The organism is Methyloversatilis universalis FAM5, assembly GCF_000214035.2.
In the GTDB taxonomy this organism is placed as follows: domain Bacteria; phylum Pseudomonadota; class Gammaproteobacteria; order Burkholderiales; family Rhodocyclaceae; genus Methyloversatilis; species Methyloversatilis universalis.
In genome coordinates this window covers 620,308-642,602 of sequence record NZ_AFHG01000052.1, presented here as the reverse complement: position 1 = coordinate 642,602, position 22,295 = coordinate 620,308, and the positions used below count along the sequence as shown (strand labels likewise).

The 22,295-nt window shown below is 68.9% G+C and carries 22 protein-coding genes; 12 read left to right on the top strand and 10 right to left on the bottom strand.

Features of this window, described 5'->3' with window-relative positions; all coding sequences use genetic code 11:
* Nucleotides 1-117: 117 nt before the first annotated feature.
* Genes METUNV1_RS13930 through METUNV1_RS13890 form a run of 9 tightly spaced genes read left to right on the top strand, consistent with a single transcriptional unit; the run spans nucleotide 118 to nucleotide 7,984 of the window.
* Nucleotides 118-1,479: a TolC family protein gene (locus tag METUNV1_RS13930; RefSeq protein WP_008062863.1), complete on the top strand. Its 1,362-nt coding sequence runs from the start codon at nucleotides 118-120 to the stop codon at nucleotides 1,477-1,479.
* Nucleotides 1,476-2,609 (top strand): ABC transporter permease, encoded by a 1,134-nt coding sequence (locus tag METUNV1_RS13925; RefSeq protein WP_008062861.1) that lies wholly within the window; start codon nucleotides 1,476-1,478, stop codon nucleotides 2,607-2,609. The genes METUNV1_RS13930 and METUNV1_RS13925 overlap by 4 nt, the downstream gene beginning before the upstream one ends.
* Before the next feature lie 13 nt (nucleotides 2,610-2,622).
* On the top strand, nucleotides 2,623-3,387 hold the full coding sequence (locus METUNV1_RS13920) for an ABC transporter ATP-binding protein (RefSeq protein ID WP_008062858.1): 765 nt from the start codon (nucleotides 2,623-2,625) through the stop codon (nucleotides 3,385-3,387).
* Nucleotides 3,384-4,322: an HlyD family secretion protein gene (locus METUNV1_RS13915; RefSeq protein WP_008062857.1), complete on the top strand. Its 939-nt coding sequence runs from the start codon at nucleotides 3,384-3,386 to the stop codon at nucleotides 4,320-4,322. The genes METUNV1_RS13920 and METUNV1_RS13915 overlap by 4 nt, the downstream gene beginning before the upstream one ends.
* Nucleotides 4,315-5,046, top strand: a complete 732-nt coding sequence (locus tag METUNV1_RS13910; protein WP_008062854.1) for an MtnX-like HAD-IB family phosphatase — start codon at nucleotides 4,315-4,317, stop codon at nucleotides 5,044-5,046. The genes METUNV1_RS13915 and METUNV1_RS13910 overlap by 8 nt, the downstream gene beginning before the upstream one ends.
* Nucleotides 5,043-5,948, top strand: a complete 906-nt coding sequence (locus METUNV1_RS13905) for an alpha/beta hydrolase (RefSeq protein WP_008062852.1) — start codon at nucleotides 5,043-5,045, stop codon at nucleotides 5,946-5,948. The genes METUNV1_RS13910 and METUNV1_RS13905 overlap by 4 nt, the downstream gene beginning before the upstream one ends.
* Nucleotides 5,945-6,313: an EamA family transporter gene (locus METUNV1_RS13900; RefSeq protein ID WP_008062851.1), complete on the top strand. Its 369-nt coding sequence runs from the start codon at nucleotides 5,945-5,947 to the stop codon at nucleotides 6,311-6,313. The genes METUNV1_RS13905 and METUNV1_RS13900 overlap by 4 nt, the downstream gene beginning before the upstream one ends.
* Nucleotides 6,313-6,765 (top strand): DMT family transporter, encoded by a 453-nt coding sequence (locus METUNV1_RS13895; protein ID WP_008062850.1) that lies wholly within the window; start codon nucleotides 6,313-6,315, stop codon nucleotides 6,763-6,765. Before METUNV1_RS13900 ends, METUNV1_RS13895 begins: the two co-directional genes overlap by 1 nt.
* Nucleotides 6,749-7,984: a DegT/DnrJ/EryC1/StrS family aminotransferase gene (locus tag METUNV1_RS13890; RefSeq protein ID WP_043359848.1), complete on the top strand. Its 1,236-nt coding sequence runs from the start codon at nucleotides 6,749-6,751 to the stop codon at nucleotides 7,982-7,984. The genes METUNV1_RS13895 and METUNV1_RS13890 overlap by 17 nt, the downstream gene beginning before the upstream one ends.
* Here METUNV1_RS13890 and METUNV1_RS13885 read toward each other — a convergent pair whose 3' ends face one another.
* The 5 genes from METUNV1_RS13885 to orn form a co-directional block, all read right to left on the bottom strand.
* The gene (locus METUNV1_RS13885; protein ID WP_008062848.1) at nucleotides 7,985-8,893 is read right to left on the bottom strand and encodes an arginase family protein; all 909 of its coding nucleotides are present in this window, start codon (nucleotides 8,891-8,893) and stop codon (nucleotides 7,985-7,987) included.
* Nucleotides 8,890-9,975 (bottom strand): peptidogalycan biosysnthesis protein, encoded by a 1,086-nt coding sequence (locus METUNV1_RS13880; protein WP_008062847.1) that lies wholly within the window; start codon nucleotides 9,973-9,975, stop codon nucleotides 8,890-8,892. Before METUNV1_RS13880 ends, METUNV1_RS13885 begins: the two co-directional genes overlap by 4 nt.
* The gene (locus METUNV1_RS13875; RefSeq protein WP_008062846.1) at nucleotides 9,972-11,339 is read right to left on the bottom strand and encodes an aspartate aminotransferase family protein; all 1,368 of its coding nucleotides are present in this window, start codon (nucleotides 11,337-11,339) and stop codon (nucleotides 9,972-9,974) included. Before METUNV1_RS13875 ends, METUNV1_RS13880 begins: the two co-directional genes overlap by 4 nt.
* Nucleotides 11,340-11,529: 190 nt before the next feature.
* The gene (locus tag METUNV1_RS13870; protein WP_008062844.1) at nucleotides 11,530-13,155 is read right to left on the bottom strand and encodes an NAD+ synthase; all 1,626 of its coding nucleotides are present in this window, start codon (nucleotides 13,153-13,155) and stop codon (nucleotides 11,530-11,532) included.
* A 4-nt stretch (nucleotides 13,156-13,159) separates the two neighbouring features.
* Nucleotides 13,160-13,708: an oligoribonuclease gene (gene orn, locus METUNV1_RS13865; RefSeq protein ID WP_008062843.1), complete on the bottom strand. Its 549-nt coding sequence runs from the start codon at nucleotides 13,706-13,708 to the stop codon at nucleotides 13,160-13,162.
* Nucleotides 13,709-13,878: 170 nt separating this feature from the next.
* Here orn and METUNV1_RS13860 point away from each other — a divergent pair, with 170 nt between their 5' ends.
* From METUNV1_RS13860 to rsgA, 3 genes are read left to right on the top strand one after another with little or no spacing between them, the layout of a single operon-like run.
* Nucleotides 13,879-15,120 carry a M48 family metallopeptidase gene (locus tag METUNV1_RS13860; RefSeq protein ID WP_008062841.1) on the top strand — a complete coding sequence of 414 codons (1,242 nt, stop codon included), beginning with the start codon at nucleotides 13,879-13,881 and terminating at the stop codon, nucleotides 15,118-15,120.
* 3 nt (nucleotides 15,121-15,123) lie between these two features.
* The gene (locus METUNV1_RS13855) at nucleotides 15,124-15,462 is read left to right on the top strand and encodes a 4a-hydroxytetrahydrobiopterin dehydratase (protein ID WP_008062839.1); all 339 of its coding nucleotides are present in this window, start codon (nucleotides 15,124-15,126) and stop codon (nucleotides 15,460-15,462) included.
* 4 nt (nucleotides 15,463-15,466) lie between these two features.
* Nucleotides 15,467-16,351 carry a ribosome small subunit-dependent GTPase A gene (gene rsgA / locus METUNV1_RS13850; protein ID WP_008062838.1) on the top strand — a complete coding sequence of 295 codons (885 nt, stop codon included), beginning with the start codon at nucleotides 15,467-15,469 and terminating at the stop codon, nucleotides 16,349-16,351.
* Between the two features lie 86 nt (nucleotides 16,352-16,437).
* Here the strand turns inward: rsgA and pelG are convergent, their stop codons facing one another.
* Genes pelG through METUNV1_RS13825 form a run of 5 tightly spaced genes read right to left on the bottom strand, consistent with a single transcriptional unit; the run spans nucleotide 16,438 to nucleotide 22,294 of the window.
* Nucleotides 16,438-17,808, bottom strand: coding sequence for an exopolysaccharide Pel transporter PelG (gene pelG / locus METUNV1_RS13845; RefSeq protein ID WP_008062837.1), 1,371 nt, complete (start codon nucleotides 17,806-17,808; stop codon nucleotides 16,438-16,440).
* Nucleotides 17,808-19,388, bottom strand: a complete 1,581-nt coding sequence (pelF, locus tag METUNV1_RS13840; RefSeq protein WP_008062836.1) for a GT4 family glycosyltransferase PelF — start codon at nucleotides 19,386-19,388, stop codon at nucleotides 17,808-17,810. Before pelF ends, pelG begins: the two co-directional genes overlap by 1 nt.
* The gene (locus tag METUNV1_RS13835; protein ID WP_008062835.1) at nucleotides 19,385-20,386 is read right to left on the bottom strand and encodes a hypothetical protein; all 1,002 of its coding nucleotides are present in this window, start codon (nucleotides 20,384-20,386) and stop codon (nucleotides 19,385-19,387) included. Before METUNV1_RS13835 ends, pelF begins: the two co-directional genes overlap by 4 nt.
* Nucleotides 20,376-21,770, bottom strand: coding sequence for a PelD GGDEF domain-containing protein (locus METUNV1_RS13830; protein WP_008062834.1), 1,395 nt, complete (start codon nucleotides 21,768-21,770; stop codon nucleotides 20,376-20,378). Before METUNV1_RS13830 ends, METUNV1_RS13835 begins: the two co-directional genes overlap by 11 nt.
* On the bottom strand, nucleotides 21,767-22,294 hold the full coding sequence (locus METUNV1_RS13825) for a hypothetical protein (RefSeq protein WP_008062833.1): 528 nt from the start codon (nucleotides 22,292-22,294) through the stop codon (nucleotides 21,767-21,769). The genes METUNV1_RS13830 and METUNV1_RS13825 overlap by 4 nt, the downstream gene beginning before the upstream one ends.
* Between the last annotated feature and the right edge of the window lies 1 nt (nucleotide 22,295).

Genomic DNA, 22,295 nt, shown 5'->3' with positions numbered 1-22,295 from the left:
GTCTCCACGAAACCTCCACACAAGCCGCACGGCGGCTCAAGGTTGCCGCGATCCAATAGGCCCCCTGAACTGATCCGGACTACGCATACCTTGCTGCTGCACCGATCTGCCACGCTGATGACGATCGCCCTCGCACTGAGCGGGCTGGCCGGCTGCGCCACAGTGGACCTGCCGTCGCTGCCCGACGCGGTACCGGCGGCCTGGCGTGATCGTCCGGTGCTGCACGCGGGCGCCCCGGCGGCCGACCCTGCGCTGTGGTGGACCGGACTGAAGGACCCGGTGCTGGACGACCTGGTCAGCCAGGCACTGCGCGACAACCTCTCGCTGGCCCAGGCACACAGCCGGCTGCGACAGGCCGCCGCAGTGGCCAGCGGCGGCGACGCGCTGTACCGCCCGGCGCTGTCGCTGTCCTCGCGCACGCTGCAGGACGTGTCGGCCACCGACACCTATCTGCACGTCGGTCTGGACATGGTGTGGGAGATCGGTGCGTTCGGCGCACGCGAGGCGCACCAGCGGGCGGCCCGAGCCGATCTCGACAGCGCGGACACCGACGCCCGCCTGGCCCGCGTCAATACGGTGGCCGGCGTGGTCCGCACCTATGCCGAACTGCGCACGGCCAGCCGGCAGGCCGCGCTGTTCGGCGATCTCGCCGCGGTCGATGGCCGCAGCCGCGACCTGCTGGCCGTACTCGAAACACAGCGTCTGGGTACCCATGGCGCGGTGCTCGAAGCCGCCGCCCAGCTGGCCCGCACCGAAGCCGGCCAGGCCCCGCCGGAACAGCAGCGCGACCGTTCCGCTCAGGGTCTGGCACTGCTGCTCGGCCGCACCGAGCCGGATCCGTCCTGGCTTCAGGGTGCGCCGGCACCGGTGGTGCCGTCCTTCTCGCTGACCCGGCTGCCGGCCGACCTGCTCCGCCAGCGCCCTGAAATCCGCCACGCCGAAGCGGGCGTGCTGCGGGCGGCCGGCGAACTGGGTATCGCACGGGCCGACCTTTACCCCAAGCTGTCGCTGGGTGCGTCACTGCTCTACGCCTACAACATCACGAAGAGCATCGGCACCCGTACCGACCATCTGCCGGCGATCGGGCCGACGATAGACATTCCGCTGTTCGACTGGGGACAGCGTCGCGCCGCAGCCAGCGCCCGCGAAGAAGCGCTGCAGGGCAGCCTGCTGGCCTACCGCCAGACCGTGCTCGAAGGCGTCGCCGAAACCGAACAGGCACTGGCCGCGCTGCAGGCGACCACCGCCCGCCGCGACCGGCTGGCCGACGCGCTGGACCTGCTGCGCAGCCGCGAACAGGCGGCCATCGCCCGCCGGCAGGCCGGCCTGTCGAGCGAACTTGCGGTGCTGGGCGCACACCGGGACGCGCTGCTGGCCGAACTGGACCTGTCCGCCGCCGAACTGGACCGCACGCTGTCCTTCGTCGCGCTGTTCCGTTCGCTCGGCGGTGCCGCGCTGCCGGCGGAGGCCACGCCGTGATTCCGCTGGCGCGCAAGACCCTGTTCCACGAATGGCGGCGCTTCGTACCCGCGCTGTTCGCGGTCGCCTTCTCCTGCGTGCTGCTGGTGGTGCAGGCGGCGCTGGTCGAGGGCATCTTCGGCAGCGCCGCGCTCTACATCAACGCGTCGTCAGCCGACCTGTGGGCCGGCTACCCCGGTACGCAGAGCGTGAACTTCGGCCGCGAGATCGGGCCGGACGTGGCGCTGCACCTCGGCATGGACCCGGCAGTGAGCGCGGTCGAATCCTATCTGTGGGTCGAGGGCGACTGGTACAACGCGCAGCGCTCCGGCGGCGGCGTGTCGGTCTTCGTATCCGGCATTTCCACCGCAGCCGACGCGCTGATGTTCTCGCGCATCCTGACCCCCTATCTGCGGGCGCTGCTGCGCAGCCCGGACACGGTCATCGTCGATCGCGCCGATCTCGAACAGCTGGGCACCGGTGTCGGCGCTACCGCCTGGCTGAACGGCCGGCGGGTGCGCATCGCCGCCGCGGTCACCGGCCTGCGCGCGCTGGGCGGCGTGAACGTGCTGGCATCGCAGGACACCGCCCGCCTGCTGCAGCCGGGCGATGCCGGTACCGGCAGCACTTATGTGGTGGCCCGCCTGCGCGATCCGGAGCAGGCCGTCGCAGTGCGCGACCGGCTGGCCGGTGCCGCCAGCTTCGGCCCCTATGAACTGTGGACCGCTCAGGAATTCGCGCGCCGCTCGCAGCTGTACTGGCTGCTCGATACCGGCGCCGGCATCGCGGTGCTGTTCATGGCGGTCATCGTCTGCATCGTCGGCGCCATCGTCACCAGCCAGTCGCTGACCGCGGTGGTGATCGCGTCCGCCCGCGAGTACGCCACGCTGAATGCGCTGGGCGCCAGCCTGCGCGCGCTCAGCCGGGTGGTGCTGGAACAGTCGTGCTGGATAGGCGGGCTGGGCCTGGCGATCGGCGGCATGACCAGCGCAGTGCTGCTGTTCATCGCCGCGCGTAACGACGTGCCGGTCCAGCTCACGCTGCCGGTGGCCGGCGGCTGCGCGCTGGCGGTGCTTGCACTGGCGCTGGGTTCAGGCCTGTTCGCGGTACGCGGCCTGCTGCGTGCCGACCCTGCCCTGCTGCTGCGCTGAGGACACACGGCTCATGAATGCACGCACATCCGCCCCGGTCAGCCTCGAAACGCATACCGTCAGCAAGGCCTTCCGCTCGGGCACGGTGACGGTGCACGTACTCGACCGGCTGTCGGTCGCCATCCACGCCGGCGAACTGACCCTCATTTCCGGTCCGTCCGGCTGCGGCAAGAGCACGCTGCTGTCGCTGCTCAGCGGCCTGCAGGCACCGGACGACGGCGATACGGTGGCGCTCGGCGAGAACCTGTCGCGCATGGGCAAGGGCGCGCTCGAGCGCTTCCGGCTGCGCCACACCGGCTTCGTGTTCCAGGGCTTCAATCTGTTCCCGGCGCTGACCGCGTGCGAACAGGTGCAGCTGCCGCTCGGCTACATGGGCGTCAGCGCGCGTGAATCGCTGCGGCGGGCGCAGGAGGCGCTGGAAGAAGTGGGCATGGCGCACCGGCGCGACGCCTTTCCGGCCCAGCTGTCCGGGGGCGAGAAGCAGCGCGTCGCGGTCGCGCGGGCGCTGGCCAAATCGCCCCGCCTGCTGTTCGCCGACGAACCCACCAGCGCGCTCGACGCCGAGAACGGCCAGCGGGTGACCGGCATTCTGAGACGCATCGCGCACCAGCACGGCACAACCGTGCTGTGCGTGAGCCACGACCCGCGCCTGGTGCGCCAGGCGGACCGGGTACTGACCATGGAGGACGGACGCATGCAGAGCGACTGGCGACCGCCGGTGCAGGACGATATCGGACCCGGCGCCGGGCGCGCCTGCATCGAGGACATCGCATCGTGACGGCGGCATCGCACGGACGATGGCGCGCCCGGGGCCTGTCCTTCGGGCTGACGCTGGGCCTGGCGCTGACGCTCGCCGGCTGCGACGGCAACGAGGGCAGTGCCAGCGCGGCCACCGCGACGCCCGTGATGCCGGCGGCGATGGCACGCGGCAAGGTCGAGGTGGAAGGCGGCCTGTTCGAGGTGCTGGCGCCGGTAGAGGGCACGGTAGAGAGCGTCACGGTGAAGGAAGGCGACAGCGTGCGCCGCGGACAGGTGCTGCTGCAGCTTCAGGCCGATCAGGCCCGGCTGGACGTCGACATGGCCGAAGCCGAACTGTCGCTGATCCAGTCGCGCGAACACGCGCAGCGCGCCCGCCAGCCGGCCGCACGGCAGCTGGCCGAGCGCACTGCCGCGGCGGCGCGCGCCGGCGCCTTCGAACAGCAACGCGCCGACGAGGCGCACCAGGCGCTGCAGGACATCGAGTCGGGCATCTCGGTGCTGGAATCCGAACAGGCGGTGGCACGGCAGAAGCTGCGCCAGGCCCGGCTGGCGGAACAGCGGCTCACGGTTCGGGCAGCAGCCGACGCCAGCGTACTGAAGCTCGCGGTGCAGCCGGGCGCCCGGGTCGGGCCGCAGGCGGGCCGCGCGCTGATGGTGCTGCTGCCGCACCGGCCGCTGCTGGTGCGCGCCGAGCTGAACGAAAGCTTTCTCGCCAGCGTGCATCCGGGCATGAGCGCCACGGTCACACCGGACGTCGATCTGCATCCGGGCGAGCACGCGCCGTCGCAGCAGGCGCGGGTGGCCCGCCTCAGTCCCGCCTACAGCGGCAGCCGGCTGGGCGAAGACGCGGTGCGCGGCAGCGTGCGGGTGGTCGATTGTTTCCTCGAACTGGATCCGGCCGCGTCATCGGCGCTGCGCCTGGGTCAGAACGTGAAGGTGAGTTTTCATGAATGACGCATGCAACCGTGCGCTGTACGCCCCGCTCCGTCAGGCGTTCGCGACGCCCTCCATCGCATGGGCGGTGCAGTGCGATTTCGACGGCACCATCTGCCTGACCGACGTCGCCGACTCGCTGCTGCAGCGCTTCGGCCGGCCCGGCTGGGAGGCGCTGGAAGAGGACTGGGAGGCGGGCCGGATCGGCTCGCGCGCCTGCATGCAGGGCCAGGTCGCGCTGCTCGACATGAGCCAGGACGAACTCGATGCGCATCTGGACCGGCTGTCCATCGATCCCGGCTTCCCGGCCTTCGTCGCCGCCGCGGAGCGCCTCGGCGTGCCGCTGCAGGTGGTCAGTGACGGTCTGGACTACGCGATCCACCGCATCCTCGCCGCACACGGGCTGGATCACCTGCCGGTACTGGCCAACCGGCTGCTGCGCACCGGCGAGCGCAGCTGGGCGCTCGAATGCCCGCACGGCAGCGACGCCTGCGTGCGCGCCAGCGGCAACTGCAAGTGCGCCCGGCTGGCGGACGTGAAACCGGTCCGTGCCCGGCAGGTGCTGTTCGTCGGCGACGGCAGTTCCGACTTCTGCGTGTCCGGCCGTGCCGACCACGTGCTGGCCAAGGCGCGGCTGATCGACCACTGCCGCGAACGCGGCTATCCGCACACCCCCTTCGCGCAGTTCGACGAGGCGTGCGCGATGCTGCAGCAGCTGGCACTGCCGGAAGGAGCCTGCGCATGAATGCCCGCGTCGACGACCCGCTGCTCAACGCAGCCCTGGACGCACCGCAGACACCCTGCGTCACGCCGCACGAATTCTTCCTGCCCGGCAGCGGCGAGGCGGGCCGCACCGGCGTGCTGCTGGTGCACGGCCTCACCGGCACGCCGAACGAAATGCGCCTGCTGGCCAAGGGCCTGAACCGGGGCGGCTTTGCGGTCTATGCGGTGCAGCTGGCCGGCCACTGCGGCACGCCGGACGACCTCATCCGGGTGCGCTGGACCGACTGGACCGCCAGCGTGCACGCCGGCGCCGAGCGGCTGCGCGCCCAGGTCGACCGCGTGGTGGTGATGGGCCTGTCGATGGGCGCCGTGCTGGCGCTGGAACTGGCCATCGCACGCCCGGATCTGGTGGACGGCGTGGGCGCCCTGTCCGCCACCTTCCGCTACGACGGCTGGAGCATTCCGCGCTACACACGCCTGTCCTTCCTGCTGCCGCTGTTCCGCCTGCTCGGCATCGGCCGCCGGCGCGCCTTCATGGAACAGCCGCCCTACGGCATCAAGGACGAGGCGCTGCGCAAGCGCGTGGTCGAACAGATGAACAGCGGCGACAGCAGCGCCGCCGGGCTGCCGGGCAACCCGTGGTACGCGGTGATCGAAATGCACCGCCTGTCGTCCCACGTGCGCCGGCGCCTGCAGTCGGTGCGCGCGCCCTGCCTGGTGCTGCATGCGAGCGAAGACGACATTTCCAGCGTGAACAACGCCCGCCTGATCGCTCGCCGGGTACGCGGACCGGTCAGTCTGGTGCTGCTGCACGACAGCTATCACATGATCACGATAGACCGCGAACGGCGCACCGTGACCACACTGGCCACCGAATTCGTCGGCCGGCTGGCGGTGGATGCCGACGGCACCGCCGCCGCATGAGTGCGCCCGCCGGATGGCTGGTCGCGCTGCTGTGGGCACTGAACGTGGTGGTCGATACCGCCGGCCAGCTCGCCTTCAAGGCGGCCGCCCACGACGCGCACGAAAGTGACGGCCTGCAGCGCTGGCGGCACATGGCCAGCCGCCCCTGGCTGTGGCTGGGCATAGGCTGCTACATCGCCGAATTCCTGGTCTGGCTGGCCTTCCTGTCGCTGGTGCCGCTGTCCGAAGGGGTGCTGCTCGGATCGATCAACATCGTGGTCGTCATGCTGGCCGGCCGCGTGCTGTTCGGCGAACGGCTGTCGCGGATGCGCACCGCCGGCATCCTGCTGATCGCGACCGGCGTCGCGCTGGTGGGCCTGCCCTGATGCGCCGCTTCTATGTCATCGGCTTCGGGCTGCTGCTGCTGTTCGACACGCTGGCCCAGATCAGCTTCAAGCTGGCGGGCGATTACGCGCTGCCGCTCGAATTCGGCCCGGCCTGGCTGCTGCGGGTCTTCGGCGCGCCGTGGATCTACGGCGCTTTCGTCGGCTATGTCGGCGCCTTCTTCACCTGGATGACGCTGCTGCGGCACGCGCCGATCGGCCCGGCCTTCGCCGCCTCGCACCTGGAAATCGTGTCGGTGCTGCTGCTGTCGCACGGGCTGTTCGACGAGCACATCGGCACGCTGCAGCTGCTGGGCGCGCTGTGCATCGTGGCCGGCATCCTCTGTCTGGCAGTCGGCGAAACCGAAAGCGAACGCGCCGGCGCCACGCTGGAACACCTGCCGCCGGCGCCACATGAGCCGCCACTTGAGCCCCCACGTGAGCCGCCCCGCTGAGCGCTGCGTGCCGCCGACCGCGGGGCTGCCGCTGGCACTGTCCGATCTGTTCGGCCGCGTGCCGGGTGCGGACTCCGATCTGGCCAGCGGGCTGGCGCGCGCATTCAACCTGCCCTGGGCGCGCATCGAATGTTCGGGCACCGCCGCGCTGGTGATCGCGCTGACCGCGCTGCAGCGCCTGCAGCCGGGGCGCAACGAGGTCATCGTGCCGGCCTACACCTGCCCGCTGGTCGCCATCGCGGTGGCGCACTGCGGGCTCGAACTGCGGCTGTGCGACCTGCAGCCGGGCCGGCCCGACATGGACCTCGACCATCTGGAAAGACTGTGCGGCGCGCGCACGCTGGCGGTGCTGCCCACCCACCTCGCCGGACGGGTGACTGACGTGGCCGGCGCGGCAGCCCTCGCCCGCCGCACCGGCGCCTTCGTGATCGAGGACGCCGCGCAGGCACTGGGGGCCCGGATCGGAACCGAAAGCGTGGGCACACAGGGCGACATCGGTTTCTTCAGCCTGGCGGTGGGCAAGGGTCTCACGCTCTATGAAGGCGGCGTGCTGGCCGCGCGCGACCCCGCGCTGCGCGCGGCCTGTACCCGGGCGAGCGAGGCGCTGGCCCGCAGGCACGCCGGCTGGGAACTGCGCCGCACGCTCGAACTGGTCGCCTATGCGCTGTGCTACCGGCCGGCGCTGCTGGGCGTGGTCTATGGCCGCCCGCTGCGCAACGCGCTGCGGGCCGGCGACCGGGTGGATGCCGCCGGCGATCTGTTCGACCTCCGCATACCGCTGCACCGGCCCGGACGCTGGCGCCAGTCGGTGGGCCTGCGCGCGCTCGGCCGCCTGCCCGCCTTCATCGCCGGCTGCACCGACCGGGCACGGCGGCGCCGCGCGCAGCTGGAAAGCCTGCCGGGCATCGAAGTGCTGGGCGACAGCCCGGTGGTGCCCGGCGCTGCCGGCATCTGGCCAGTGCTGCTGCTGCGGGTCAGCGACGCAGCGCGGCGCGACCGGCTGCTCGATCGTCTGTGGGTCGCCGGCTGCGGCATCGGGCTGCCGTTCGCACACGCCCTGCCGGACTACCGGCGCTATGCCTCGGTCGTGCCCTGGCAGGACGCCGGCGCCCTGCCGAACGCACGCGACTTCGCGGCGCGCGTACTGTCGCTGAGCAACAGCCCATGGCTGGACGACGAACGCTTCGAGCGCCTGTGCGCAGCGCTGGTGGCGGACTGATCAGCCGCCCGCCGCGGCGATGCGGGCGATCAGCGCGCGGTTCACCTCGTGCTGGCGACCCTGACCGCCGTCGATCGCGGCGGCGGTCAGATCGATGTCCTGCCCGTCCAGACCGCTCAGCAGGCGCTTCCACAGCGTGGCGTAGCGGTGACTGGAAATTTCGCCGGTGATGTCGCTGCCTTCGATGCAGCCCGTGAGCACGTCGATCACCGCGCCGGCCTGCTCCAGCGTGAGCACGCCCTGATCCCAGTTGGTCTGGACCACGGCGGTGGACAGCACGTCCTTGTCGATGGACAGATAGGTGGGTTCGGGTCGCGCCACCAGATGGGCGGTCAGCGCGGCCACCAGTTCGGCGCCGTCGCGGTGCGCGTGAAAGGCATGGTCCAGCCCGAGCCAGCGCGCCCAGCGGGTGTCGACGCCACAGCTCCAGTAGCTCAGCTTGCCGGCCCGCAGCGGCTGCAGCCGGTTTTCCCAGCAGTGGGCGACGCTGATGTCGGCCGAGGTGATGCCGGCCACATGGACGTGGCTCACCGCCTCATCCATCGCCACCTGCCGAACCCACGAGCCGCAGTGCACGCCGAACGGGAAACGCATATTGTCCGGATGGTTGTCGAGCACCACCACGCGCAGGCGCTGGCCGGTGCGCGCGTGCAGCGCCCGTGCGCAGCGCAGGATGAGCGGCACGCTCAGATGATGGAAATCGCCGCTGCCGATGAAGGTGGTGCCGGTGCGCCGGACCGCCGGCAGCAGCTGCGCGAGGTCGCGGGCGAGCTGGTCCAGCTGGCGCGCGGAACAGCCGAAGCGCAGCGCTTCCTGCCGGTCGCTCAGCGCAATCCGCAGTTCGCCGTCGAGCGCACCGACCGCGCCGTCCACGTCCAGCACCACCGGAATGCGGGACTGCAGCGTCACGCCGCGTCTCCTTCCCGTTCCGCCTGCCAGATGCGGTCGCTTTCGAAATGACCGGCAAAGCGCCGGGCCAGCGCCCGCAGCAGCGGATTGCGCACGTGCACCGCGTGCCGGGTGAAGGTGAAACGCGCGCCGAGCTGCGCCTTCACGCCCGGGTCGCTCCAGCCGGCCACATAGGCGGTGAGGCCGCGCTCGAGCGCGTATTCGAGATTGACCATCCAGCTCACGAAATAGAGATTGCAGTCGCGCGCCTGCGGGTAGCGCAGACCGATGTACTTGTCGACCAGACGGCCGTCATGCTCGAAACACAGATTCCAGCCGACGAGTGCGCCGTCCAGCCAGTACTCGAACACGATGCCGCCAGTCGCGGCGTCACGCAGCACGGTGGCGAAGAAGTCGCGGGTCAGGCGGTCGAAATGCAGTTCGCTCTGCGCATAGACCGCCTCGTACAGCGCGTAGTACGCATCGACAGCGACCTCGTCCGCGAACGCGGCATCGCCGCAGGGCCGGCGGCGCACCTCAAGCCGCGCACGCTGGCGCAGCTTGCGCTTCAGATCCTTGCGCCGGCCGGCCGACAGCCGCTGCAGATAGGCGTCGATGCTGTCGAAATCGATCGGTACGTAGGCCAGCGCCTGGCCTTCGACCAGAATGCAGCCGGCCTGCACGCAGGCCTGCGCGAGCGCTTCGGCAAAGGCGTTGTCGCGCGGCCCGAGCAGCGGCGACGCGAGCGGCAGGTCCTTCACGATGAGCAGCGGATAGCGCGGCGCCCAGTCAGACAGCACGCGGCGCAGCTGCGCCTGCGCGCGGTCGGCGCGCGGCCAGGGCAGGTACTCGGACACGGTCGCACCGAAGAAGGCGGTACGCAGACGCAGCAGCCGTGACCACAGACGGTAAAGCGGCAGCCGCGCCAGCCGGCGCTTAAGCGCGGGGTCGGCGGTGGTGAGCAGATCGAAGGGCGCGGCGAACAGCAGCGGCCGCCCGGCGAGCACCTCGAAACCTTCCGGCGGATGTGCACGGAAGGCTTCGATCAGCGCGTCGGGTTCGAGCTGGAAGGCAGTGTGCCCCTCCTCCCGGGCGGTGCTCACGGACGCTTGGCGTACACCAGCAGCTGGTCGAGCAGCACCATGGCTTCGTCGATCTCGGCGCGGGTGATTTCGAGCGAGGGCGCGAAGGTGATGACGTTCTTGTAGTAGCCGCCGACATCCAGCACCAGTCCGGCGCGCCGGCCCTGGTATTCGAGCCGGCCGCTGAGGCCGATGTCCACCATGCGATCGAGCAGCGCACGGTTGGGCGTGAATCCGTCGGCGGTACAGATTTCGGCGCGCAGCGCCAGACCCAGACCGTCGACATCGCCGATTTCCGGGTGCCGCTTCTGCAGGTCCTTCAGGCCTTCGAGGAAGTAGGCACCGCTGGCGCGCACCTTGGCGCCGTAATCGACCTCGGCGGTCATCTTCAGCACTTCCAGACCCAGCGCGGTACCCAGCGGGTTGGACGCGAAGGTGGAATGGGTCGAGCCGGGCGGGAACACGGTCGGGTTGATCAGTTCCTCGCGCGCCCACAGGCCGGACAGCGGATTCAGGCCGTTGGTGAGCGCCTTGGCGAACACCAGCACGTCCGGTTCGACGCCGAAGTTCTCGATCGACCACAGCTTGCCGGTGCGCCAGAAACCCATCTGTATTTCATCCACCACCATCAGGATGCCGTGCTCGTCCAGCACCTTTTTCAGGCCGGTGTAGAAATTGGCCGGCGGCACCACATAGCCGCCGGTGCCCTGGATCGGTTCGACGTAGAAGGCGGCGTATTCGCACTGGCGGGTTTTCGGGTCCCACACCGCGTGGTACTCGTTCTCGAACTTGCGCGCGAACTCGGCGACGATGGCGTCCGCGTATTCTTCCGAGGTCATGCCCTTGGGGCGACGGAAGGGATAGGGGAATGGAATGAACTGCGCGCGGTCACCGAAGTGACCGAAGCGGCGGCGGTAGCGGTAGCTGGAGGTGATGCTTGAGGCGCCCAGCGTGCGGCCGTGATAGCCGCCCTCGAAGGCGAACATCAGGCTCTTGCCCTGGCTGGCGTTGCGCACGATCTTCAGCGAATCCTCGATCGCCTGCGCACCGCCGACGTTGAAATGCACCCGGCCCGGCCGGCCCCACTTGCGCTGCGCGTCCTGCGCGATCCACTTCGCCAGTTCGATCTTGGTCGGATGCAGGTACTGGCTGGCGATCTGCGGCAGCGTTTCGAGCTGCCGCTTCATCACGTCTTCGAGGCGCTTGTTGCGGTAACCGAAATTCACCGCGGAGTACCACATCTGGAGGTCCAGATAGGGCGTGCCCGCCTCGTCGAACATGTAGCTGCCTTCGCATCCGGCGAACACCTTGGGCGGGTTCACATAGTGGACCGTGTCTCCGAAGGAGCAATAGGTCGCTTCGTCAGCCAGCAGCTGTTCATTCATCTCTCGAGCACTCCATATCCAGATCATGCGGGGCGGCCGCCGGCGGTGCCGGGCGCGGGCCGGTCATCCGCAGCACCGGGCGCGATGCGCCGGTGTGCGGAGCCTGCAGTCTGGACAGGGAACCTTGAGTGACTGTCGAGCGTATGTGTGCGAATTGTGGAGACGGCCAGCGGCGCTCAGGTGGCGTCGCTCAGCTGGCGTCGTACTCGTCGGCGTAGCGGTTGGTGATCGGGTAGCGCCAGTCCTTGCCGAAGCCGCGTTCGGTCACCCGCACGCCGGGCGGTGCCTGCCGGCGCTTGTACTCGTTGCGCCGGAGCAGGCCGATCACGCGGCGCACGTCCGCCTCTGCGAAGCCGCGCGCGATGATGTCGCGCGGCGACTCGTCGCGCTCCATATAGGCTTCGATGATGGCATCGAGCACCGCGTACGGCGGCAGACTGTCCTGGTCGGTCTGGTCCGGACGCAGTTCGGCCGACGGCGCGCGGGTCAGGATGTTGTCCGGAATGTCGTGCCGCACGCTGTTTCGCCAGTCGCACAAGCGATAGACGAAGGTCTTGAAGATGTCCTTGATCACCGCGAAACCGCCGGCCAGATCGCCGTACAGCGTCGAGTAGCCTACCGCCATTTCGCTCTTGTTGCCGGTGGTGAGCACGATGGCGCCGGTCTTGTTCGACAGTGCCATCAGCATGATCATGCGGGCGCGGGCCTGCACGTTCTCTTCGGTGGTGTCGGCCGCCGCGTCGCCGAACAGCGGCTTCAGCATCTGTTCGAAGGTGGCCATGGCCGGCGCGATCGACACTTCGTCGTACTGCACGCCGAGGTTCTTCACCAGCGCGCGCGAATCGTCGAGACTCATCTGCGCGGTGTAGGGCGAGGGCATCATGACCGCGCGCACCCGGTCCGCACCCAGCGCGTCGACCGCGATGCACAGCGTGAGCGCCGAATCGACACCGCCCGAAAGCCCGATCAGCGCGGACCTGAAACCGTTCTTGCCGAGGTAGTCGCGCACGCCCAGCACCAGCGCCTCGTAACAGTCCTGTTCCACCGTGGACTGCTGCGGCAGCGGCTGCGGCAGCACATCGCCGTCACGCAGTTCGACCAGCGCGAAATGCTCCTGGCAGTGCGGCGCGCGCCAGACCAGACGAGCGCTGCGGTCGAGCGCGAACGAGGCGCCGTCGAACACCAGCTCGTCCTGTCCGCCGACCAGATTGCAGTACACGACCGGCAGACCGGTGGCGGCGATCCGCTCGCCCACCACCTGTTCGCGGGTAACCGGCTTGTTCAGGTGCCAGGGCGACGCATTGAGCACCGCCAGCACCTGGGCCCCGGCGGCGGCCGCGGCTTCAGGCGCGCCCGGCTCCCACACGTCGGCGCAGATGTTCACGCCCACCTTCACGCCGGCGATGTCGACCACCAGAGCATCGGTGCCGGCATCGAAATAGCGTTCCTCGTCGAACACCTCGTAATTCGGCAGCCGCATCTTGCGATAGGTGGCCTCGACCTGCCCGCCCCGGATCAGGCTGGCGGCGTTGTACAGGCGGTCGTCCTCACGATGCGGATGCCCGACCAGCAGCGCCAGTCCCGCCGGCGCGCCGGCCGCGATGCGGGCGAGCTGGCGCGCGCAGGCGCGGTGGAAATCCGGCCGCAGCAGCAGGTCTTCCGGCGGGTAGCCGCACAGCGCCAGTTCCGGCGTCAGCAGCAGATCGGCGCCCTGCTCCGCCGCCCGGCGGGCGGCGTCCAGGATGAGCGCGGCGTTGTGGTCGAGATCGCCGACCACGCAGTTCAGCTGGGCCACAGCGATGCGGAGCGTGCTCATCGCCTCATTCCATGCGCAGGAAGTGTTCGCGGTAGAACTTCAGTTCGTCGATCGATTCGTAGATGTCGGCCAGCGCCTCATGACGCTGCGCCTTCTTGAACTGACCCGACAGCTCCGGACGCCAGCGCCGGCACAGTTCCTTCAGCGTGGACACGTCCAGGTTGCGGTAGTGGAACCACGCTTCCAGTCCGGGCATGTGGCGCGCGAGGAAGCGGCGGTCCTGGCAGATCGAATTGCCGCAGATCGGGCTGCTGCGTTCCGGCACGTACTGGCTCAGGAAGGCGATCATCTGCGCTTCGGCGGCCGCCTCGTCCAGCGTCGATGCGCGCACGCGGTCGGTCAGGCCCGACTTGCCGTGAGTGGAGGTGTTCCACTTGTCCATGCCGTTGAGCACCTCGTCGGACTGATGCACCACCAGCACCGGCCCTTCGGCGATCACTTCGAGCTGCGCGTTCGTGACCACGCACGCCAGTTCGATCACGCGGTCGTTGTCCGGATCCAGACCGGTCATTTCCATGTCCAGCCAGACGAGATGGGAGGGGTCCTGTGCCATAATCGAGAAAATTTCCAAGCGGGATTAATGCGTTCGTCCGAACGCGGAGCGGCCCGATTTTGTCACACTCGCGTGACCTGGACTGAGTCTAAATTCAGTCCCGACACCCAGTCTGGCAATTGAGTCGGCAATCAGTCCGACAACCGTTTCCTACCCGAGGCCACCCCATCATGCTGACCGAAATCTTCGTCGTCGCCCTCGTGCTGACCAGCGCCGTGCGCCTGTGGCTGGCCACACGCCACCGCTCGCACGTGGCCGCTCACCGCGGCGAGGTGCCGCTTGCCTTCCGTGACGCGATTCCGCTCGAAGCCCACCAGAAGGCGGCCGACTACACCGTCGCCCGCGCCGGCCTGGCGCGGGCCGACGTGATCATCGGCGCGCTGTGGCTGGCGGTGCTGACGCTGGGCGGCGGCCTGCAGTGGATGTTCGATGTCGCCACCGGTCTGGCCGGCAGCGGCATGCTGCGCGATCTGGTGTTCATCGGCATCGTCACCTTTGCGTCGTCGCTGATCGAGCTGCCGGTACTGCTGTGGCGCACCTTCGTGATCGAACAGGGCTTCGGCTTCAACAAGATGACGCTGGGCATGTTCTTCGGCGACCAGATCAAGCACGGCCTGGTCGGTGCCGCCATCGGTGCACCGGCGGTGGCCGCGGTGCTGTGGATCATGGACAGCCTGGGCGTGGCCTGGTGGGTGTGGGCCTGGGCCTTCTGGCTCAGTTTCAGCCTCGCGCTGATGGTGATCTATCCCACCTTCATCGCGCCCATGTTCAACAAGTTCGAGCCGATGCCGGCCGGCGAACTGCGCAGCCGCATCGAGTCGCTGCTCGAGCGCTGCGGCTTCCGCTCCGACGGCCTGTTCGTGATGGACGGCTCGCGCCGCTCGGCGCACGGCAACGCCTACTTCACCGGCTTCGGCAAGGGCAAGCGCATCGTGTTCTTCGACACCCTGCTCAACCGCCTCGGCGCGGACGAGATCGAAGCGGTGCTGGCGCACGAACTGGGCCACTACAAGCACCACCACATCTGGAAGCGCGTCGGCTGGATCGCCGCCGGCAGCTTCGCCTTCTTCGCGCTGCTCGGCTGGCTGGTCGATGCGCCATGGTTCTTCACCGAACTGGGTGTGGCGGAACCGGCCAGCTGGGGCCACGCGATGGCGCTCACGCTGTTCGCGCTGGTGATTCCGGTGTTCAGCTTCCCGCTGTCGCCGCTGCTCAAGCTCATGTCGCGCAAGCACGAATTCGAGGCCGACGCCTACGCGGTCGCCCAGACCCGGGCCGACTGGCTGGTCGCCGCGCTGGTCAAGCTGTACCGCGACAACGCGTCCACGCTGACGCCGGACCCGCTGTATTCGCAGTTCTACGATTCCCACCCGCCGGCCGCGCTGCGCGTGGCCCGGCTGCAGTCCGCCTGATCCATGACCCGACAAGAACTTGCACAACAGCAGTGCGCGCCGCAGAAGGGCGCGCACCGCCGCATCGAGGGCGAAGCGCTCGCCCTGGCCCTGAAGGACCTGCACGGCTGGATAGAGGTCGACAAGCACCTGGCGAAGGACTTCCAGTTCGGCGACTACGATCAGGTGGTGAACTTCGTGAATCAGGTTGCCGCGATCGCGAAGTCGCAGGACCACCACCCGGACATCATGTTCGGCGCCAACCGCGTGCGCGTGGTGTTCACCACCCACAGCGTGCGCAGCATTTCGATCAACGACCTCATCTGCGCCGCCCGCATCGAAGCGATGCGCGACGCCGGCTGACGGCTTGAAGAAGACCGCCCAGCCGGCCGCCCGCATCGTGTCGGCCCACGGCCGGCACTACGTCGCCCGGCTGGAGGACGGCCGCGAACTGCAGGCCTTCCCGCGCGGCAAGAAATCGGACATCGCCTGCGGCGACCGCGTGCTGCTCGACATCCAGGGCGAGGACCAGGCGCGCATCGCCGAAGTGCTGCCGCGCACCAGCCTGCTCTACCGCAAGGACATGTGGAAGCAGAAGATGGTGGCCGCCAATGTGGATCTGGTCGCCATCGTGGTGGCCACCGAACCGTCGTTCAGCCCGGAACTGGTGGCGCGCATCCTGGTGGCCTGCGACGCGCAGCAGGTCGACGCGCTCATCGTGCTGAACAAGTGCGACCTGACCGCGGCACTGCCGGCCGCCCGCGCCGCGCTCGAACCTTTCCGCCGCCTGGGCTACAACGTCCTTGAACTGAGCGCGCTGCAGGGGGCGGACGCACTGCGCCCCCACCTTGCCGGCCGCACTGCGGTCTTCACCGGCCAGTCCGGCATGGGCAAATCGACGCTGGTCAATGCGCTGGTGCCGGACGCCCGGGCCGCGACGCGCGAAGTGTCGCAGGCGCTCGATTCGGGCAAGCACACCACCACCTACGCCAAGCTGTACGACCTCGCCGGCGGCGGCGCGCTGATCGACAGTCCGGGCCTGCAGGAATTCGGCCTGGCCCAGCTCGACGTGAACGATCTCGAACAGGCTTTCCCGGATTTCCGCGCCCATCTCGGCAGCTGCCGCTTCCGCGACTGCGCGCACGACAGCGAGCCGGGCTGCGGCCTGCGCGATCACGTCGCGCCCGATCGGCTGGCGCTGTACCACCTGCTGCGCCACGAAATCACCACGGCAGCCGCCCCGCAGTACTGAGCTGCAAGCTGCAAGATTCAAGCGGCAAGACAATACGGAGCCTGCGCGTCTTGAACCTTGCCGCTTGAATCTTGCAGCTTGCCTCTCTACTGCAGCATGAAGGTTTCGTACTCCAGCCGCCCCAGCTTCCGGTCCAGCGTCCACAGGCCCAGCATCAGCGTGAGCAGCACCGACAGCGCATAGCCGTAGCCGTAGAAGCTGGCGCCCAGCTTGAACGACAGCGCGGTGAAAGCGATATTGGACAGGCAGAAGAAGCCGCACAGCGCGAGGATGATGCGCCGCTGGTCGAGGTAGAAGAACACGTTCAGCAGCGCCAGCAGCCCGACCTGCAGGCTGGCGGCCAGGGTCTGGATGTAGAGCAGCGGCAGGTTCAGCTCCGAAATGTCCAGCACCGCGAACACCGCCGGACCGGCGACGATGGCGGCCAGCATGGCCAGCGTCTGTATCTTGCCGATCTCCGCCAGGCCCTGACGTATCGACAGCACCATTTCGTCGCGCATGTCCTCGATGTATTCGAGCGAACCGCCGGTGCGCACCGCGTCGAAGAAGCGGTCGTAGTACTCGACGAAATCGGTTTCGATGCGCACCAGAAACACCGCCATGCCCGGAATGATGGACAGATAGGCCATGAACACCGGCAAGTCGTAGATGACCGACGCGCGCAGCGGCCCGATGATGGCGTCCGACGTTTCCTGCCAGCTCCAGAACATGAACTTGTCCACCCAGACGCCGAGGTTGTACAAGAGGCCAATCAGCATGAGCGAGGGGTAACGGGTTTCCGCGCGCGAAAACTCGTACGAAATCGTGACCCGCGAGCGGTAGTGCCAGGCGGTGATGAGCCACATGCCGATGAACAGCACGAAATGGCCCAGCACGAAGCCGCCGAGCAGGCCTTCCAGCCCCCAGGGGCGCGCCAGCAGCGCGGTGATGACGGTGACCGCATAACCCAGCGCGTACAGCAGCAGAATGGCGCGGTACATCTTGAGGCCGGACAGGAAAATGGTGGCGACCCAGATGCCACACAGCAGCACGAAGCCGGACAGCATGAGCAGCCGGTAGATGACCGGCAGCCCGGCGAACAGCGTGAATGCCAGCATCAGCCCGAGCACGCCGGCCACGCCGATCACCCACAGCAGCAGGCCGTTGAAGTTGGACATGACCAGATCGTCGCGCTTCTCGAACAGGCGGTCCGAAATGAAGCGGGTGAAGGCCAGTTGCACCAGCCCGGTCAGGATGAGCGAACTCGAGATCAGATAGGTGACCGACACCTGGAACTGGGTGATCAGGAATTCCGGCACCACCACCGCGCGCGACAGCAGACCCACCATCAGGATGCCGACGATGGACAGCACCCACGGTCCGGAGCCGATCACGCCGGCATAGCTGTAGGCCTGCACCAGCCCGAGCAGGCTGTCCTTCTTCAGCAGTTTGCGCAGTTCGAAACCGATGCCGGCCATCAGCGCGCTCCGTGTCCGAAGGGGCAGCCGCCGGCACGGCGCGTGTCGTGCTCGAATGCCCCGGCATAGACCTCACGGTAGCGGTCGAACATCAGCGTGTCGGCGTAGTAGCGCTCGACCCGTGCGATGCCCGCCTGCTGCGCCGCCTGCCAGGCGGCGCCGTCATTGAGCAGTTCCAGCGCGGCGTCGGCCAGCGACTGCGGATCGGCGATGCCTACCACCCGGCCGGCGGCGCCCAGCGCCTCGTCCTCCGCGCCCAGCCCGTACATGAGCTGGCGGCAGGAGCCGACGTCGGTGGCCACCGCCGGCACGCCGGCGGCAAACCCTTCCAGCAGCACCAGCGGCAGCGCCTCGGAAATCGACGACAGCACCACCAGCCCGATCTTCGGCATCAGCTCGTCGATCTTCTGCATGCCCAGAAAGCGCACGTTGTCGGTCAGACCCAGACTGTCGACCAGATTGCGACACTCCTCCGCGTAGGCCGGATCCTCGTCCGCCGGGCCGGCGATCCAGCCCTGAGCTTCGGGCATCCGGTTCACCACCCGGCGCATCGCGCGCACGAAGGTCTTGATGTCCTTGATCGGCACCACGCGGCCGATCAGGCACAGCACCGGCGGCGCGTCGGCCGGCCGCTGCGCGCGCAGCGGCGCCAGCCGGCCGATGTTCACGCCATTCGGAATGTTGCGGGTGCGCGCCGCGTCGGCGCCGTCCGCAACCTGACGCAGCCGGTTGGTTTCGTACAGCGCGACGATGGGATCGGCCGCCGCGTAGGTGAGCCGGCCCAGCCACTCGAAGAAACGTATCCAGAGCTGGCGGAAATAGCTCAGTTCGGACGCGTCCTTCTGGAACACGTTGCGGTTGTCCCGTATCCACTCGTTCTGGTACAGGTCGATCTTGCGTTCCTTGGTGTAGATGCCGTGTTCGGACAGCACCAGCGGCCGGCCGGTCGATTGCGCCAGCAGCGCGCCGAGGAAGCCGGCGTAACCGGTAGACACGCTGTGATAGACCCGCGCCGGCACCAGCGTGTGCGCGATGCGGGCCAGCTGCCACAAGGGCTGGTGCATGATGCGCACGGTCCAGAAGTAGTCGACGAAGCTGGGGTCGCTGCAGTAGGTGCGGTAGCGATCGGTCACCACCTCCCACGACGCCTCGCTGCGCAGGAAGGCCTCCAGATCGATGCGGCCGCCCGGCGCGATGTCGCGGCAGGCTTCGCCGAACAGCGACAGCACATCCGGATCAGCGCCGCGACGGAAGGCGTCGTGCAGCGCCGCCATCTGCGCGAAGGCGCCCGCGTCTCCCTTCAGCCCGCGCTTGCGCTCGTGCGCGGTGGCCACCGTGCCGAGATCGTCATGCAGGTAGTGGGTTTCCAGATGCACCACGTTGTCCGGCAGCGCATAGCGCATGTCGCCGTAATCGCCGTGCCGGCTGCCGATGAACACCACGCCGAAGCGCAGGTCCGGAAATGCGCGGATGATCTGGTTCACCCAGCTCGATACCCCGCCCGCCACATAGGGGAAAGTGCCCTCGAGCAGCAGCGCGACATCGACCCCTTCCGGCGCTCGGCGGACGACTTCGCTCATGCCTGCCCCCAGAATTTCAGCACCGGCTCCAGCCGCGACAGCCCTTCCCAGTCCTGCATGGACTGCAGCAGCGCCCGCACGCGCGCGAAGTCTCGCCGCGCGAACGCCAGTTCCGCCAGATAGGGCACCACGCGTGAGGCCGGCAGACCCAGTTCGCGCGCCCGCTGATAGGCGGCATCCGCCTCGTCCAGCCGGCCCATCTGCTGCAGCAGGCGGCCGTGCTGCAGATGCAGCGCCGGGTCTTCGCGCAGCGCGGCCAGCGCAGTTTCGGTGTGGCGCAGCGCCTCGCCGACCGCGTAGTCGAGCAGATCGCCCTGCACCAGCCCCTGATAGATCAGCTCCCAGTACAGCGCGGCGAGCTGCTGCGCCACCCGGCCGCGTTCGTCGTCGCTGCGGCAGGCGGCCAGCTTCTGGCGCGCGGCGTGGATGTCCGCGTTGAGCCGTTTCTCGCGGTTGTCGAGCAGACCGTAGGCCAGCAGGCGCAGGTCGTCCTCGGCGTCGCCCAGCAGTTCGCGCAGCACCGGCGAGCCGATGCGCGACGGCGCGTGCGACAGCGCCACCATGGCGCGCAGCCGCTGCGGCACCGGCGCCCGCTCGTTCTTCAGGAACTGGCGCACGCCGGCCTGACGGAAACCGGCGCCGGATTTCTGGCTGCTTTCGTGAATGTCCAGATCCGGCAGCCGCACCGCCGAAAAGCGGCTGGGAGCCTCCAGCCGCGGCAGCAGGTGGCGCACCAGCGCACCGACCAGCACGCCGACGAAGCCGAGCACCGGCACGAAGAAGATGCAGCAGAACAGCAGCGACAGCACGCTCAGCCGCGGCTTGGAGCGCGCCAGCGGAATCAGCAGATAGACTGCCAGCGCCAGCAGCAGGCTGGCCGGCGCATGGGCGGCCAGATAGGCGGACAGCGCGAGGTCGGGCGACTCGATGTGGCCCAGGCCGTAGAAGGCGGCGAGTTCGGCCAGCAGCGCGGCCAGCGCGAGCTTGCTACTGCCCATTGCGCGCCCCGAGCAGACGGGCCAGCAGTTCGGCCGGCGCCTCCTGATCCAGCATGCGGGTGCGGCTGTCCACCCGGCAGTGGTCCAGTCCGCCGCCGCGATGCTGGGTAAGCCAGTTGTCGATGCGCGCCAGATAGCCTTCGACCGCGGCCGGGCCGGCCAGCGGCATCAGCGTGAGCAGGCGGGCACCGTCCGCGCGTTCGATCCGCCACACCACGTCCAGCGAGCGCTGCATGCGCGCGATCTGCAGCGCCAGATCCTGCCCCGCCTCGCCCGTCGGAAAGCTGAGCATGACGAGCGCGCTGCTGACGCCGGACTCGACGCGTACCCGCCACATGCGGGCCATTTCAAAAGCGAAGTCCAGCGGGCAGTCCGGCAGTTCCGCACGCAGCGGCGCGGCGAGCGCGCTGGCCGACAGCCCGTCCGCGTAATAGCCCAGCAGCAGGTTGAGCATCTGCAGGGTTTCGTCATGCAGCGCAAAGAAAGGCATGCGATCAACCAGCAGCAGCGCGCGCAGGTCGCCGCCCAGACCGGTGAGCGGCGCCACCACCAGATAGCGCGAACCGGCCGGCGCACCGCCGCCGTCGAGCGCGACGTGGGCCAGCCTGCGGTGTTCGAGCGCGAAACGGACCAGCGGATCGCCAGCGTCCACATCGAAGGAGGTGCCGAGCCAGGCCGGCGCATCAGCGGCCGGCCGGCCGTCGGCATCGACCGCCACCAGCGCGGCGCGCTCGATCTGGCAGTACTGCGCCACCAGTCGCAGCAGATCGGCCGCGCCCGGCAGCGCCTCGCCGATCGCTGCGGGCGAGGCCGCCAGGCCGCGCAGGCCGACCAGCGCGTCGCGCATGGACACCGGGCGTGAAATGAGATCCTGCTCCAGCCGGTCGTGCGACAGGCGCAGCAGATAGTGCTGATGGGTCAGGTATTCGAGGCGCTGTTCTAGATAGGACTGCACGCTTTCGGCACGCCGCACCCGGCCGCGCCACAGCGAGGAGAATTCGCCGCAGATCATGACCGCGATCAGCCAGCCGAGGAAGTACAGCTTGGGCAGTTCGCCCAGCGCCACGCCGATTTCGCTGAACACGAACCAGGCGGAAAACAGCAGCGCGCTGGCTGCCAGTCCGGGCACCGGACCATAGCGCAGCGCCACCAGCAGCGGCCCCAGCCACACCCAGGCGAACTGGGCGCGCAGGAAGAAGGGATCGAGCGGATTCAGCCAGAAGGCCAGCAACAGCGACAGCGTCGGCAGCGCCACGGTTTCCGCGAGCGCGGCGGGGCCCGCGCCGGAACCGGTCGGCGTGATGCGCGCCAGCAGGCGCCGCCACAGCGGCTCGGCAACCCGCCGCAGGTGCGGGCGATCGCCGGGCGAACGGGCGTCGTTCATTTGAGCGCCGGCACCAGCAGCGACTTGATCAGTTCCTGCGCCACACCGGACAGCGATTCACGGCTCCAGCCGCTCTTGCCACCGACACCGCTCCACAGCACGCGACCGCTGTCGACCTCGACGATCTGCAGCGCGACACCGACCGCCGGCTCGCCATCGACGCCCACCTTGTAGCGCCACTCATCGACCGTGCCGGTCACCGCATAGCGGGCGCCCTGCTCCTTCGCCCATTCAAGCGCGCGCGCGGCGTCCTTGGGCTGGCCGCTCTCGAACAGCGTGTCGTTCTGCAGGCTGGCCGGATAGCGCTGCACCCGGGCCACGCCCAGGCTGCGCAGCAGATTCTCGGTCACCGCTTCGGCGCGCTGGCCGGCGAACGGCGTTTCGGTCGCGTTGCCGAAGGGCAGCAGCACCCATTGCGCGGACTTGTCCGCGCCCGACGGGGCCGAATGGTCGATCACCGCGCAGCCGGAAAACAGCGCGACGGAGGCCACGAGGGCGCAGAAGAGCTTGATCAGGTGTTTCATG

What these genes read in the sequence shown, in the direction of transcription:
- METUNV1_RS13830 (WP_008062834.1), bottom strand. Translation starts at nt 21,770, where the DNA reads ATGAACGACGCCCGTTCGCCCGGCGATCGCCCGCACCTGCGGCGGGTT.
- METUNV1_RS13835 (WP_008062835.1), bottom strand. Translation starts at nt 20,386, where the DNA reads ATGGGCAGTAGCAAGCTCGCGCTGGCCGCGCTGCTGGCCGAACTCGCC.
- METUNV1_RS13930 (WP_008062863.1), top strand. Translation starts at nt 118, where the DNA reads ATGACGATCGCCCTCGCACTGAGCGGGCTGGCCGGCTGCGCCACAGTG.
- METUNV1_RS13860 (WP_008062841.1), top strand. Translation starts at nt 13,879, where the DNA reads ATGCTGACCGAAATCTTCGTCGTCGCCCTCGTGCTGACCAGCGCCGTG.
- pelF (WP_008062836.1), bottom strand. Translation starts at nt 19,388, where the DNA reads ATGAGCGAAGTCGTCCGCCGAGCGCCGGAAGGGGTCGATGTCGCGCTG.
- METUNV1_RS13870 (WP_008062844.1), bottom strand. Translation starts at nt 13,155, where the DNA reads ATGAGCACGCTCCGCATCGCTGTGGCCCAGCTGAACTGCGTGGTCGGC.
- pelG (WP_008062837.1), bottom strand. Translation starts at nt 17,808, where the DNA reads ATGGCCGGCATCGGTTTCGAACTGCGCAAACTGCTGAAGAAGGACAGC.
- METUNV1_RS13920 (WP_008062858.1), top strand. Translation starts at nt 2,623, where the DNA reads ATGAATGCACGCACATCCGCCCCGGTCAGCCTCGAAACGCATACCGTC.
- orn (WP_008062843.1), bottom strand. Translation starts at nt 13,708, where the DNA reads ATGGCACAGGACCCCTCCCATCTCGTCTGGCTGGACATGGAAATGACC.
- METUNV1_RS13825 (WP_008062833.1), bottom strand. Translation starts at nt 22,294, where the DNA reads ATGAAACACCTGATCAAGCTCTTCTGCGCCCTCGTGGCCTCCGTCGCG.
- METUNV1_RS13900 (WP_008062851.1), top strand. Translation starts at nt 5,945, where the DNA reads ATGAGTGCGCCCGCCGGATGGCTGGTCGCGCTGCTGTGGGCACTGAAC.
- METUNV1_RS13910 (WP_008062854.1), top strand. Translation starts at nt 4,315, where the DNA reads ATGAATGACGCATGCAACCGTGCGCTGTACGCCCCGCTCCGTCAGGCG.
- METUNV1_RS13905 (WP_008062852.1), top strand. Translation starts at nt 5,043, where the DNA reads ATGAATGCCCGCGTCGACGACCCGCTGCTCAACGCAGCCCTGGACGCA.
- METUNV1_RS13875 (WP_008062846.1), bottom strand. Translation starts at nt 11,339, where the DNA reads ATGAATGAACAGCTGCTGGCTGACGAAGCGACCTATTGCTCCTTCGGA.
- METUNV1_RS13855 (WP_008062839.1), top strand. Translation starts at nt 15,124, where the DNA reads ATGACCCGACAAGAACTTGCACAACAGCAGTGCGCGCCGCAGAAGGGC.
- METUNV1_RS13895 (WP_008062850.1), top strand. Translation starts at nt 6,313, where the DNA reads ATGCGCCGCTTCTATGTCATCGGCTTCGGGCTGCTGCTGCTGTTCGAC.